General features: G+C 63.6%; 15 protein-coding genes. 13 read left to right on the top strand and 2 right to left on the bottom strand.

What is annotated here, in order from left to right; all coding sequences use genetic code 11:
* Window positions 1-193: 193 nt before the first annotated feature.
* Both FBX97_RS17530 and FBX97_RS17535 read left to right on the top strand, forming a co-directional pair.
* Window positions 194-1408, top strand: coding sequence for a 23S rRNA (adenine(2030)-N(6))-methyltransferase RlmJ (locus FBX97_RS17530; protein ID WP_255517508.1), 1215 nt, complete (start codon window positions 194-196; stop codon window positions 1406-1408).
* 210 nt (window positions 1409-1618) lie between these two features.
* Complete coding sequence (locus FBX97_RS17535; protein WP_141833940.1) at window positions 1619-2899, top strand: EAL and HDOD domain-containing protein; 1281 nt, start codon at window positions 1619-1621, stop codon at window positions 2897-2899.
* A gap of 93 nt (window positions 2900-2992) precedes the next feature.
* Here the strand turns inward: FBX97_RS17535 and FBX97_RS17540 are convergent, their stop codons facing one another.
* Together FBX97_RS17540 and FBX97_RS17545 are read right to left on the bottom strand one after the other, a co-directional pair.
* A complete protein-coding gene (locus tag FBX97_RS17540; protein WP_141833943.1) occupies window positions 2993-3742 on the bottom strand; it encodes an SAM-dependent methyltransferase in 750 nt (249 codons plus the stop codon).
* An 18-nt stretch (window positions 3743-3760) separates the two neighbouring features.
* Window positions 3761-4378 carry a Maf-like protein gene (locus FBX97_RS17545; protein ID WP_141833946.1) on the bottom strand — a complete coding sequence of 206 codons (618 nt, stop codon included), beginning with the start codon at window positions 4376-4378 and terminating at the stop codon, window positions 3761-3763.
* A 146-nt stretch (window positions 4379-4524) separates the two neighbouring features.
* Between FBX97_RS17545 and FBX97_RS17550 the strand changes: the two genes are divergently transcribed.
* From FBX97_RS17550 to FBX97_RS17600, 11 genes are all read left to right on the top strand, one after another.
* Window positions 4525-5022, top strand: a complete 498-nt coding sequence (locus tag FBX97_RS17550) for a DUF177 domain-containing protein (protein WP_141833949.1) — start codon at window positions 4525-4527, stop codon at window positions 5020-5022.
* Window positions 5023-5260: 238 nt separating this feature from the next.
* Window positions 5261-5443: a 50S ribosomal protein L32 gene (rpmF, locus tag FBX97_RS17555; RefSeq protein WP_028104096.1), complete on the top strand. Its 183-nt coding sequence runs from the start codon at window positions 5261-5263 to the stop codon at window positions 5441-5443.
* A gap of 208 nt (window positions 5444-5651) precedes the next feature.
* Entirely contained in the window at window positions 5652-6698 is a 1047-nt protein-coding gene (gene plsX / locus FBX97_RS17560; RefSeq protein WP_141833952.1) for a phosphate acyltransferase PlsX, read from the top strand.
* Complete coding sequence (locus FBX97_RS17565) at window positions 6695-7681, top strand: beta-ketoacyl-ACP synthase III (protein WP_141833955.1); 987 nt, start codon at window positions 6695-6697, stop codon at window positions 7679-7681. The genes plsX and FBX97_RS17565 overlap by 4 nt, the downstream gene beginning before the upstream one ends.
* 30 nt (window positions 7682-7711) lie before the next feature.
* Window positions 7712-8659 (top strand): ACP S-malonyltransferase, encoded by a 948-nt coding sequence (fabD, locus tag FBX97_RS17570; RefSeq protein WP_141833958.1) that lies wholly within the window; start codon window positions 7712-7714, stop codon window positions 8657-8659.
* Between the two features lie 28 nt (window positions 8660-8687).
* A complete protein-coding gene (fabG, locus tag FBX97_RS17575; RefSeq protein WP_141833961.1) occupies window positions 8688-9425 on the top strand; it encodes a 3-oxoacyl-ACP reductase FabG in 738 nt (245 codons plus the stop codon).
* Window positions 9426-9549: 124 nt separating this feature from the next.
* The gene (acpP, locus tag FBX97_RS17580) at window positions 9550-9789 is read left to right on the top strand and encodes an acyl carrier protein (RefSeq protein ID WP_036168404.1); all 240 of its coding nucleotides are present in this window, start codon (window positions 9550-9552) and stop codon (window positions 9787-9789) included.
* Window positions 9790-9823: 34 nt separating this feature from the next.
* Window positions 9824-11068, top strand: coding sequence for a beta-ketoacyl-ACP synthase II (gene fabF / locus FBX97_RS17585; protein WP_141833964.1), 1245 nt, complete (start codon window positions 9824-9826; stop codon window positions 11066-11068).
* An 87-nt stretch (window positions 11069-11155) separates the two neighbouring features.
* Entirely contained in the window at window positions 11156-11647 is a 492-nt protein-coding gene (locus tag FBX97_RS17590) for a hypothetical protein (protein WP_141833971.1), read from the top strand.
* Between the two features lie 78 nt (window positions 11648-11725).
* Window positions 11726-12328 (top strand): RNA polymerase sigma factor RpoE, encoded by a 603-nt coding sequence (gene rpoE / locus FBX97_RS17595; RefSeq protein ID WP_141834643.1) that lies wholly within the window; start codon window positions 11726-11728, stop codon window positions 12326-12328.
* 128 nt (window positions 12329-12456) lie between these two features.
* Window positions 12457-12762, top strand: coding sequence for a sigma-E factor negative regulatory protein (locus FBX97_RS17600; RefSeq protein WP_141833973.1), 306 nt, complete (start codon window positions 12457-12459; stop codon window positions 12760-12762).
* Window positions 12763-12818: the final 56 nt, after the last annotated feature.

A 12818-nucleotide genomic window follows, 5' to 3' on the forward strand; every position in this document is an offset into this window, starting at 1 on the left:
TCTTGCCCAAAGTTGAGGCAGGCCGCCCAACTAGTGGATAATGCGCGCAATCAGGCACGATCGGACGCAACAGCGCGCCGCCGCCGCACCCTTTTTTTGGAATTCCACTATGTTTAGCTACCGCCACGCCTACCACGCGGGGAACCATGCTGATGTCCTGAAGCACTTTATCCAGGTTCAGTTGCACCAATATATGAACCAGAAGGACGTCGCGTATACCTATATCGACACCCATTCCGGTGCCGGCGTGTACGCGCTCGACAGCGCGCAGGCGCTCAAGAGCGGCGAATACGTGGACGGCATCGCGCGCCTGTGGGAGCGCGACGACTTGCCGGCCGCGCTGGCCGATTACGTGAACCTGGTCAAGGCGATGAATCCGAGCGGCCGCCTGCGCTACTACCCGGGTTCGCCCTACGTGGCGGAACAGGTGGCACGTCCGGAAGACCGGCTGCGCCTGTTCGAGCTGCACCCGGCCGATACCAAGCTGCTGGTCGATAATTTCCGCAAGCTCGACGCGCACAAGGCCGAGCAGGGCGAACGTGCCCGCGGCCGGCGCGTGCTGATCGAATACGCCGACGGCTTCCAAGCCATGAAGTCGCTGTTGCCGCCGCCGTCGCGCCGCGCGCTGGTGCTGATCGACCCGCCCTACGAAGTCAAGCTGGACTACAAGCACGTGCGCGATGCGCTCGAAGATGCGCTGGAGCGTTTCCCGACCGGCGTCTACGCGATCTGGTATCCGGTGCTGCAGCGCATGGAGTCGCGCCAGTTCGCCGACCGCCTGAAGCGCCTGCCGGCCAAGGAGTGGCTGCACGTCACGCTGACCGTGGCCACCCCGGGCCCCGACGGTACCGGCATGCACAGCAGCGGCATGTTCATCCTGAATCCGCCGTACACGCTGGAGCCGATGCTGCGCGACACCATGCCTTACCTGGTGCAGGTGCTGGGCAAGGACAGCGGCGCCACCTTCCGCATCGAGCGCGGCACCCAGGTGACCGGCGCCGGCGCCGGTGCGGTCGGCAGTGCCGGGGCCGGGCGCGCCGCGGGCAACGGTCCGCGCGTGCCGGTCGGCAATGCGCGCCGTGCCAGCCCGCTGTCCGGCGGCGGCAGCCTGCGCTTGCCGGGCCAGCCTTTCGTCGACGCGTCGGGCGCCCGCCTGAGCAAGGGCGACAAAGGCGAGGCCAAGGGGGAAAACAAGGAAGGCAGCCGTCCGGCCCGCCCGCGCGCCGGCGAATACCGTCCGCCGCAGGGCCAGCCGGGCAGCCGCAGCGCCGCCAAGACGCCGGAAGGGCGTCCGGCCGAGCGTGCCGGTGCGCCGGCCAAGCGTGCCGGCGGCGCCGACAAGGGTGGCGTCCGCTCCGACGCGGCGCGCCCGACGGGGCCGCGCGGCCCCAAGCGCGGCCGCCCCTGAGCGGCATCCGCCGGTCATCGGCAAGCCTCGGTCAATCGTTTGCGTAAGGAGGCGGCGAGGGCGCGTCAGCGCGCTCGCGTCTTCGTAACGATTTGATACGATGTCGAAATGTAAAGACTATCAGTCTGTAGTATAGTCGGTCCCGAGTTCCGGCTAGCCCGGAACCGGCACGCATTTTGCGTGCTGTAAATTGAGTCACAGGAGTTTTACATGCATGCGGTTGCAACGGCAGCGACGTCCGCGCCGTCCGATGAATTCTTTCTGGCGCGCCAGCCCATACTCGGACGCGACCAGAAGCTGGTGGCGTTCGAGCTGCTGTTTCGCGCCGCCCCGGAGCACGAGGACGCGCAGCTGACCGATTATGCCGCAGCCACCGCTGCCGTGATTTCCCACGCTTCGCAGCTCGGGATGCATCAGGTGGTTGGCGAGCAAGTGGCCTTTGTCAACGTCGACGAAGTCGTGTTGCTGAGCGACTTCGTCCGCTTCCTGCCACCGGACAAGGTCATCCTTGAAATCCTGGAAACCGTGCAGGCAACGCCGCAAGTGCTGGCGCGCGTGCGCGAGTTGAAGGAACTCGGCTTCAAGTTCGCCCTCGACGATGTTATAGACCATTCGGAGCAGGTAAGCAAGCTCATGCCATTGGTCGATGTGATCAAGGTCGACCTGCAGGGCGTCAGCCGCGAGGAGCTGGTCGAGTTGTCGCGGTCGCTGCGCGGCCCGCATCAAAAATTGTTGGCGGAAAAGGTCGAGACGGTCGAGGAGTTCCAGCTGTGCCTGGAGCTCGGCTTCGAATATTTCCAGGGCTATTACTTTGCGCGGCCGGCGATCCTGTCGGGCAAGCGCATCTCGCCGTCCGAAATGGTGGTGCTGCGCCTGCTCGACCTGATCGCCTCGAATGCCGGCAACGAGGCAATCGAGGAAGCGGTCAAGCGCGACACCCTGCTCAGCCTGAACCTGCTGCGCCTGGTGAACAGCCACCTGACCGGCACCCATGGCGGCGGCCATATCGAATCGGTGTCGGAAGCGCTGGCGCGCCTGGGGCGCAGCCAGCTGCAGCGCTGGCTGCAGATACTGCTGTACAGCGGACCGGACGGCCACGTCGAACTGGATTCGCCGCTGCTGCAGATGGCCACCACGCGCGGCCGCCTGCTCGAACTGATGACGCTGACGCTGCACCCGGGTGACATCGAAGGCGCCAACAACGCCTTCACCATCGGCATCATGTCGCTGATGGATGCGCTGTTCGCGGTGCCGATGCACGAGATCCTGGAGCGGGTCGAGGTGTCGCAGGAAGTGCGTGCGGCGCTGCTGGAGCGTGCCGGCGATTACGGGGCGATGCTGGTGGTGGCCGAGGAACTCGAGAAGACCGAATGCACGCGGGCGCTGGCGCAGGCGCTGGGACGGCTGGGGTTGTCGACCAAGCAGTTGCGGGAGATCGAGCTGGCGGCTTTCGATTGGGTGCGGGAGTTGAGTGAGGCCGAGGTGCGCTGAGGCGTGCCGAGATGCGCAACAGATAATCCGCTGCAGGGGCGACGTTTTCAGGCTAACGCAATCCTCCCGCGCCAGCATCGGCTTTCGATCTTCTTACTGCCCCAAAAACAGAAACACCGTCGGCTTCTTGTGAAAATCCGGCGCTTTATTCGCCGCCAATAAACCCTTCCACTTCGCCGCCGTCATCGTCCGGACCGACTCGCTCGGCAGCGACAAATCCGTCGCCACGCAGATCAGGGTGCCCGGCTGGCAGTTCGCCACCAGTGCTTCCAGCATCGCGCCGTTGCGGTACGGCGTTTCGATCAGCAATTGCGTCTGCTTCTCGCTGCGCGAGCGCTGTTCCAGTTGCTGGATGCGCTTGGCGCGCTGGCCGGCATCGGTCGGCAGGTAGCCGTTGAAGGCGAAGCTCTGACCGTTCAGGCCGCTTGCCATGACAGCCAGCAGCAGCGAGGACGGCCCGACCAGCGGCCGCACCGTGATGCCGTGCTGGTGCGCCAGCCGGACCAGGTCGGCGCCCGGGTCGGCCACGGCCGGTACGCCGGCTTCCGACACCAAGCCGGCGTCGCGGCCCGCCAGCAGCGGCGCCAGCAGGGCGCTGAGCGCCTCGGCCGGGGTGTTGACGTTGAGTTCGGCGATCTGGATTTCCTGCAGCGGCTTGGCCAGCGGGTGGTCGATCGCGACCAGTTTCAGGAAGGCGCGCGCCGTCTTGGCGTTCTCGGCCACGAAGTAATCGAGTTTCGAGGTGACGTCCTGTACTTGCTCGGGCAGGACGTGGGACAGGGCGTGCGCCGTGGCTTCGGTGGCGCCGAGGGTGTTCGGGATCAGGTAGAGAGTGCCGGGCATAATCAGATAAAAGCGGGGTCAAGCGCCGAAGAAGGGCACACCGGCACGGCGCAGCATGCCGGTGAGGGCGATCAGGGGCAGGCCGGTGAGGGCGGTCGGGTCGCTGCTGTCGATGCGTTCGAGCAGGGCGATGCCGAGGCCTTCGTTCTTGGCGCTGCCGGCGCAATCGTAGGGCTGCTCGATGCGCAGGTAGGCGTCGAGTTCAGGGTCGGGCAGGTCGCGGAATGTGACGAAAGTCTGCACGTTGTCGAGCTGGACCGCATCCGGCGCCGCCGGGTCCAGGCGGCTGTCCCACAGGCACAGGGCGGTGTGGAAGGTCACGCGCCGGCCGCGCATCAGTTGCAGCTGCGCCAGGGCGCGCGCATGGTCGCCCGGCTTGCCGATCTGGAGGCCGTCCAGCGTGGCGACCTGGTCCGAGCCGATCACCAGCGCTCCCGGACGCAGGCGCGCCACCGCGGCGGCTTTCTCGCGCGCCAGGCGCAGGGCGGTCTGTTCAGGGGCTTCGCCGGGGAGCGGCGTTTCGTCGATGTCGGGCGCGATCGCCTCGAAGGGGAGCTGCAGGCGCGACAATAATTCGCGGCGGTAGGCGGAACTCGACGCCAGGATGATGCCTGGAAGGGCGGAACTTGGTATCATGTCGTCCTGTCCAATATTCGTAAGCAAAACAAAGGGATGCGTCCTCGCGACGTTCGCAGCGCAATGCCCTGAAAAATGCAGCAAGTCTTTGACTACGCGGGGATAAGCCTGCTATTATCGCAGGTTTTCCGGGGAAGTTTTTCCAAATGAGCGCTTTTGTCATCGACGCCTTCGAATTTTGCCGGAACAACGGCTATCGTGAAGGCGTCACGCCGGTGGCGGAAATGACCCGGCTGGCGGCCGATTGCGCCGACCCGTCCGGCGAGATTACCTGGTCGATCCAGGGTGGACAGACCAAGCAGGGTTACCCGTCGATGACCCTGTCGGTAGAGGGCACGGTCAATCTGGTGTGCCAGCGTTGCCTCGGGCCGTTTGCATACCACATCGATTCGTCGACCATGCTGGTGCTCGGCAAGGACGACGCCGATGCGGACGAGATCGAGGAAATCCTCGACGACGAGAGCATCGACGTGATCGTCGGCAGCCACGAAGCCGATATCCGTCAGTTGCTGGAAGATGAAGCCCTGCTGGCCCTGCCGCAGGCACCGAAACACGAGGTGTGCCCCGATACCAAGTTGATCGACTCGCTGAAGTCGGATAAGGTATCGCCGTTCGCGGCACTGAAGAGCCTCAAGCCAGAATAAATAGTATTACAAAATATAAAGATTACGCATCCACGGACACCGCAAGCGGGTTCCGTGGATGCTGCAAGAACGTGTCAAACGCGTGCAGCAATCGAGTATGGCAGTGTAGTGAGTTGTACAGCAGCGTTAAACATGTCGGCCGTCGTTCATCCTGAATGATTGCCGCTGGGATACTCGATACGCATCGTTTTGCGAGTCGAATGTGTTAGAATTTTAGAACTTATGTTTAGGAGTCATCATGGCAGTTCAGCAGAATAAGAAGTCCCCGTCCAAGCGCGGCATGCACCGTTCGCACGATTTCCTGGTTGCACCGAACCTGGCCGTCGAGCCGACCACCGGCGAGACCCACCTGCGCCACCACATCAGCCCGAACGGTTTCTACCGTGGCCGTAAAGTGCTCAAGACCAAGAACGACGAGTAATCGACGTCTTGCTGTTTTGTTCGAGAAAGCGGTGTTACGTATGTTAAGTGCGTGGCACCGCTTTTTCTTTCGTATTCCATGTGACACCGGCTGCAAAACACTCTTGCACACCGTCATTTTCAATCTCGCTGACCCGGATGTGCAAGCTGCAGCGTGCCGAGGCCAGGCCGCCGCCGGCAAGCCCTGACGCCGCGGTTCATCCCGACAAATGACAATTAAAATCTCCATTGACTGCATGGGCGGCGACCACGGCCCCTCGGTTACCATTCCGGCAGCGCTCGCATTCCTCAAGCAAGAACCCGAAGCCGAACTGATCCTCGTCGGTCTCGAAGACCAGGTGCGCGCCGAACTCAAGAAACACCACGCGGCCGAGAATCCGCGCCTGTCGATCCAGCACGCCTCCGAAGTCGTGGCGATGGACGATCCGGTCGAAGTTGCGCTGCGCCGCAAGAAAGACTCGTCGATGCGGGTCGCCATCGAGCAGGTCAAGGCCGGCAATGCCGCCGTCTGCGTGTCCGCCGGCAATACCGGCGCCCTGATGGCGATCTCGCGCTACGTGCTCAAGACCATGGCCGACGTCGACCGTCCCGCCATCTGCTCGATCCTGCCGAACGTCAAGGGCCGCCCGACCTACATGCTCGACCTGGGCGCCAACGTCGACTGCGAACCGCATCACCTGCACCAGTTCGCCATCATGGGCGCAGTGCTGTTCGAGGCGATGGAACACCGCCGCCCCAGCATCGGCCTGCTCAACGTCGGCACCGAGGAAATCAAGGGTAATGAAGTGGTCAAGGCCACCGCGACCCTGCTGCGCGCCGACCACGAGCGCGGCAAGCTGAATTTCCACGGTAACGTCGAAGGCAACGACATCTTCAAGGGCACGGTCGACGTCGTCGTCTGCGACGGTTTCGTCGGCAACGTGACCCTGAAAGCCATCGAGGGCCTGTCGCGCTTCGTCAAGGCGACCCTGATGGAAACCACGCTCTCCAAGCTGGGCGCACTGATCGCCCGTAAATCGCTGAAGAAGCTGAATCCCGAAAGCTACAACGGCGCCGGCCTGCTGGGCCTGAAAGGCCTGGTCTTCAAGAGCCATGGCGGTGCCAATGCTTACGCCTACGAATGGGCTATCCGCCGCGCTTTTGACGCGGCAAAATATAATGTGCAAGATCAACTCTCGACCATGATCCACGAGTTGATGCCGCAAAGCCCTGACCCGGAAGCGCCAGGCTCAACCCTTCAGCAGGCCAAGCAATGACTGTGTACAGCAAAATCATCGGCACCGGCAGCTATCTGCCTGCCCAGCGTGTGACCAACGACGAACTGGCGGCCCGGCTCGCCGCCAAGGGCGTGGAGACCTCGGACGAGTGGATCCTCAGCCGCAGCGGCATCTCGGCGCGCCACTTCGCCGCGGCCGACGAGAACGCCTCCGACCTGGCGGTGAAGGCCGGCCGGCAAGCGCTCGACGCGGCCGGCCTGGTACCCGACGACATCGACCTGATCATCGTCGCGACCTCGACGCCTGACTTCTACGGCAATTTCCCGAGCACCGCCTGCATCGTGCAGAACAAGCTCGGCATTCGCAACAACGGCGCTGCCTTCGACGTCGCCGCCGTCTGCAGCGGCTTTGTCTACGCGATGTCGACCGCCGACGCCTTCATCAAGGCCGGCAACGCGAAAAAAGTGCTGGTGATCGGCACCGAAGTGTTTTCGCGCATCCTCGATTTCAACGACCGCACCACCTGCGTGCTGTTCGGCGACGGCGCCGGCGCGGTGGTGATGGCGGCATCCGAAGAGCCGGGCGTGCTGGCGGTCAAGCTGCACGCCGACGGCAGCCACGGCCATATCCTGTGCGGCCCGACCAACCCGAGCAATGCCGCCATCGAAGGCGAGAAATTCCTGTACATGGACGGCCCGGCGGTGTTCAAGCTGGCCGTGACGGTGCTGGAAAAGGTCGCCAACGAGGCGCTCGACCAGGCCCAGCTGCCGTCGAGCGCGATCGACTGGCTGATCCCGCACCAGGCCAACCTGCGCATCATGAGCGGCACCGCCAAGAAGCTGGGCCTGCCGCTCGAGAAGATGGTCGTCACCGTCAACGAACACGGCAATACCTCGGCCGCCTCGATCCCGCTGGCACTCGACCAGGCGGTGCGCGACGGCCGCATCCAGCCGGGCCACACCATCATGATGGAAGGCGTGGGCGGCGGCTTTACCTGGGGCGCCGTGCTGGCGCGCATGTAAGCCACAATAATAAAAAGGAAGGATTCTAGAATGAGCAAATTCGCATTCCTGTTCACGGGCCAGGGTGCCCAGGCCGTCGGCATGCTGAACGGCTTCGCCGGCAACCCGGCCGTCGAGCAGACCGTCGCCGAAGCGTCCGACGCGCTGGGCCTGGACCTCGGCAAACTGATCGCCGAAGGCCCGAAAGAAGAACTGGACCTGACCACCAACACCCAGCCGGTGATGCTGACCGCGGCCGTGGCCGTGTATCGCGCCTGGATCGCCGCCGGCGGTCCGGTGCCGAACCTGGTCGCCGGCCACAGCCTGGGCGAATACTCGGCACTGGTCGCCGCCGGCGTGATCCAGTTCAAGGATGCCGTGCCGCTGGTGCGCTTCCGCGCCCAGTCGATGCAGGATGCGGTGCCTGTGGGGCAGGGCGGCATGGCCGTCATCCTCGGCCTGCAGGCCGATGACGTGAAAGCCGTCTGTGCCGAAGCGGCCCAGGGCGAAGTGGTCGAAGCCGTCAACTTCAACGAACCGACCCAGACCGTGATCGCCGGACACAGCGCCGCGATCGACCGCGCCTGCGAGATCGCCAAGGCCAAGGGCGCCAAGCGCGCCATGAAACTGTCGGTGTCGGCGCCGTTCCACTCGTCGCTCTTGAAGCCGGCGTCGGACCGTTTGCGCGAGTACATGGACAAGCTGGATTTCGCTGCGCCACAGATCGACTTGATCAACAACGTCGACGTGGCTATCCTGAGCGATCCGGCCGCGATCAAGGATGCGCTGGTGCGCCAGGCCGCCGGTCCGGTGCGCTGGGTCGAGACCATGCAGAAGATGGCTGCCGAGGGTGTGACCCAGGTCATCGAATGCGCACCGAGCAAGACGCTGATCGGCATGGCCAAGCGCATCGATCCGGTGCTGGCCGGCGAGGCGCTGGTCGACCAGGCCTCGCTCGAACGCTTATTGGAAACGACCTTCGCCGCGGTCAAGCGCTAATATAAAGACAAATAAAAAAAGGAACGGAATGAACCTGCAAAACCAAGTCGCCCTCGTCACCGGCGCCTCGCGCGGCATCGGCAAGGCCATCGCCCTCGAGCTGGCACGCCAGGGCGCGAAAGTGGTCGGCACCGCCACCACCGAATCCGGCGCCGAAGCCATCACTGCCTACCTGGCCGAGTTCGGCGGCAAGGGCGTGATGCTGAACGTCACCGACGCCGCCCAGTGCAGCGCCGTCATCGACGACGTCACCAAGAGCGTCGGCAGCATCGGCATCCTGGTCAACAATGCCGGCATCACCCAGGATCAACTGGCGATGCGCATGAAAGACGAAGAGTGGGACAGCGTGATCGCCACCAACCTGACCGCCGTCGGCCGCCTGTCGCGCGCCGTGTTGCGCGGCATGATGAAGGCCAAGCAGGGCCGCATCATCAACATCACCTCGGTGGTCGGCTCGTCCGGCAACCCGGGCCAGATGAACTACGCCGCCGCCAAGGCCGGCGTGGCCGGCATGAGCCGCGCGCTGGCGCGCGAGATCGGCAGCCGCAACATCACCGTCAACTGCGTGGCGCCGGGCTTCATCGACACCGACATGACCAAGAACCTGGGCGAAGGCCAGCACGAAGCGCTGCTGACCCAGATCCCGCTGGGCCGCCTCGGCCAGCCGGAAGACATCGCCCACGCGGTGGCCTTCCTGGCCGGCCCGCAGGCCGCTTACATTACGGGTACCACGCTGCACGTCAACGGCGGCATGTACATGAATTGAAAATCTCAGCAGTTAGCAGTAGTTTCAGCCGAATTAGCGTCAGACGCTGAAAATAGTTTTTCAACGCGCAAACCCTGATAAAATGCGCGCACTTTCCGCAACACATACCTAATGGAGCCATAACATGTCGGATATCGAACAACGCGTTAAAAAAATCGTCGCTGAGCAACTGGGTGTTGCAGAAGCCGACATCAAAATCGATTCCTCGTTCGTTGACGACCTGGGCGCAGATTCCCTGGATACCGTTGAACTGGTGATGGCACTGGAAGACGAATTCGAAATGGAAATCCCGGACGAACAGGCTGAAAAGATCACCACCGTTCGCCAGGCTATCGAATACGCCCAGGCGCACGTCAAGGCCTGATTGGCCTGAGTATTAAGGATTTCAGGAGAAACGCTTGAGTTCACGCAACCGTCGTGTCGTTGTTACCGGCCTGGGTTGCATCTCCCCGATCGGCAATACCATTGCCGAGGCGTGGGAGGCAGCACTGGCGGGCAAGTCGGGCATTGCCAATATCACCAGGTTCGACGCTACGCCCTTTTCGACCCGTTTCGCGGGCGAAGTGAAGAACTTCAACGTCGAGGATTACCTGCCGGGCAAGGAAGGCCGCCACATGGATACCTTCATCCATTTCGGCATGGCCGCAGGCATCCAGGCGCTGCAGGATTCGGGGATCGAGGTCACCGAGGAAAATGCTGACCGTATCGGCGTGGTCGTGGGCTCGGGCATCGGCGGCTTGCCGATGATCGAAGAGACCAAGGCGGAATACGACAGCCGCGGCCCGCGCCGCATTTCGCCGTTCTTCGTGCCGGCCTCGATCATCAACATGATCTCGGGCGACCTGTCGATCAAGTTCGGCCTGCGTGGCCCGAACCTGGCGATCGTGACCGCCTGCACCACCGGCCTGCACTGCATCGGCCAGGCCGCGCGCCTGATCGAGTATGGCGATGCCGACGTGATGATCGCCGGCGGTGCGGAATCGACCGTGTCGCCGCTGGGCCTGGGCGGCTTCGCCTCGGCACGTGCGCTGTCGTCGCGCAACGACGATCCGTCCACCGCGTCTCGTCCGTGGGACCGCGACCGCGACGGCTTCGTGCTGGGCGAGGGCGCCGGTGTAATGGTGCTCGAAGAGTACGAACATGCCAAGGCGCGCGGCGCCAAGATCTATGCGGAAGTCGTCGGCTTCGGCATGAGCGCGGATGCGAATCACATCACCGCGCCGCTCGAAGACGGCAGTGGCGCGTCGCGCTGCATGGTGTCGGCAATGCAGTATGCCGGCATCAACCCGGACCAGGTGCAGTACGTGAATGCGCACGGCACCTCGACCCCGGTCGGCGACGTCGCGGAAGTCAAGGGCATCAAGCGCACCTTCGGCGATTATGCGAACAAGCTGATCGTCAACTCCACCAAGTCGATGACCGGCCACCTGCTGGGCGGCGCCGGCGGTCTGGAGTCGGTGTTCACGGTGCTCGCGATCCACAACCAGGTGTCGCCGCCGACGATCAATATCTTCAACCAGGATCCGGAATGCGACCTGGACTTCTGCGCCAACACGGCGCGGGACCTGAAGATCGATTATGCCGTGAAAAATTCGTTCGGCTTTGGTGGTACCAACGGTACCCTGGTCTTTGCCAAGATCTAAGTAAAGACTGAAAGTCCGAACTATGAACGCCCGTTCCTGTCAAAGGAGCGGGCGTTTGTCTTTTTTGGCCACCCTTTCCATCTACCCATGTCGATCGCGCTTTCCGTCATCGTCAGGCCGTCGCGCGTACACAGGCTGTTGCCGTTGGGGTGCGGCCTGGCGCAGTGTGCGGCGGCGCTTGCCGTCGGCATCGGTACGCCCGCACGTTTCCCCGGCGCGTACTGGCTGGCAGCCGTGCTGGCAGGCAGCGCGCTCACGCTGATGCTGGGTGCGGCGCGCCGTCCAAAGACGCACCGGATTGATATTTCTGGAACCGGCGAACTACGCGTGACGGTACAACAGGATGTGGGTGTCACCGGGCCTGTGACCAGTGTGCCGATGGTTTTGCTAGCGGGCTCCGTGCGCTGGCCGATGCTGGCGCTGTTGCGTTACCGGGCTGCGGACGTGCCCGGCGCGGCGACCGGCGTGCTGCCGGTCTGGCGCGACAGCGTCGACCCGGCGGCATGGCGCACCCTGGCAGTGGCGCTCGCCGTGATCGGGCGGCGTTGCGGTGGCGAAGGATTCGACAAAATTCGATGAACTTATTGCAGCGGGCCAACTCAGAAGAGGTGAGGGCGGCGCTGCGGCAAACCAAGCATGCAAAACGAGGCCTGCTCAGTGACGACCGAACGCGAGTGTGATCAACTGCTGGTTGAGCGCGTCCAGGCTGGCGATCGCCGTGCGTTCGACCTGCTCGTGTCGAAATACCAGCGCCGCCTGATGCGGCTGGTGTCGCGCCTCGTGCACGACCCGGCCGAGGCGGAAGACGTGGTGCAGGAAACCTTCATCAAGGCGTTTCGCGCGCTGCGCCATTTCCGCGGCGACTCCGCTTTTTACACATGGTTGTACCGGATCGGCATCAATACGGCAAAGAATTTTCTGGTTACGCAAGGCAGGCGGGCACCGACCTCGACCGAGACCGATGCCGAGCGTGCCGAAGGATTTGACGACGCGGACAGCTTGCGCGATATCAACACTCCGGAGTCGGTGTTGGCAAGCAAGCAGATCGCGTACACGGTGAACTCCGCGATGGAAGCGCTGCCGCTCGAATTGAGGACTGCGATCGTCCTTCGCGAAATCGAAGGTTTGAGCTACGAAGAAATCTCCGAAGTGATGGCGTGTCCAATCGGTACGGTGCGCAGCCGGATTTTCCGTGCGCGCGAAGTCATCGCCGAGAAGTTGAGGCCTCTGCTCGACATGCCCGCCGACAAGCGCCGTTAAATCACACATTTAGCGAGCGCAGCTGTACACTGGCTTCGAGGGGTACGGCAGGCAGCGAAGGCAACAGGTTTTTGGAAGTTCCCGGTAGCGATGATCGACAGTGATGACCCGGACCTGATGGAACCACGATGGACACCAACAAAAAAAACCGCGAGCATATCTCAGCCCTGAGCGACGGCGAGATCCGCGATGCCGACCAGGAACTGGCGCTGGTCGCCCTGGACACGCCCGACGGTCGCCAGGCCTGGGACCTCTACCACCGCATCGGCGACATCCTGCGCGCCGAGGCCACCGCCGACCTGTCGCCCGGCTTCAGCGAGCGCCTGGCGGCACGCCTGGCCGCCGAGCCCGCACCGGGCAAGCGCCCAGCCACCCCTCCCGAGCCGGCCGATGCCATGACCGGCAGGGTGGACGGCTCGACCGCCAGCATCTGAATCACCTCCCGGGCTTGCGCTGCCCACGCGGCGATACGCGGCGGCGCGGCTGACGC

It is taken from the genome of Herbaspirillum sp. SJZ107 (genome assembly GCF_006715485.1).
Taxonomy (GTDB): Bacteria; Pseudomonadota; Gammaproteobacteria; order Burkholderiales; family Burkholderiaceae_D; genus Telluria.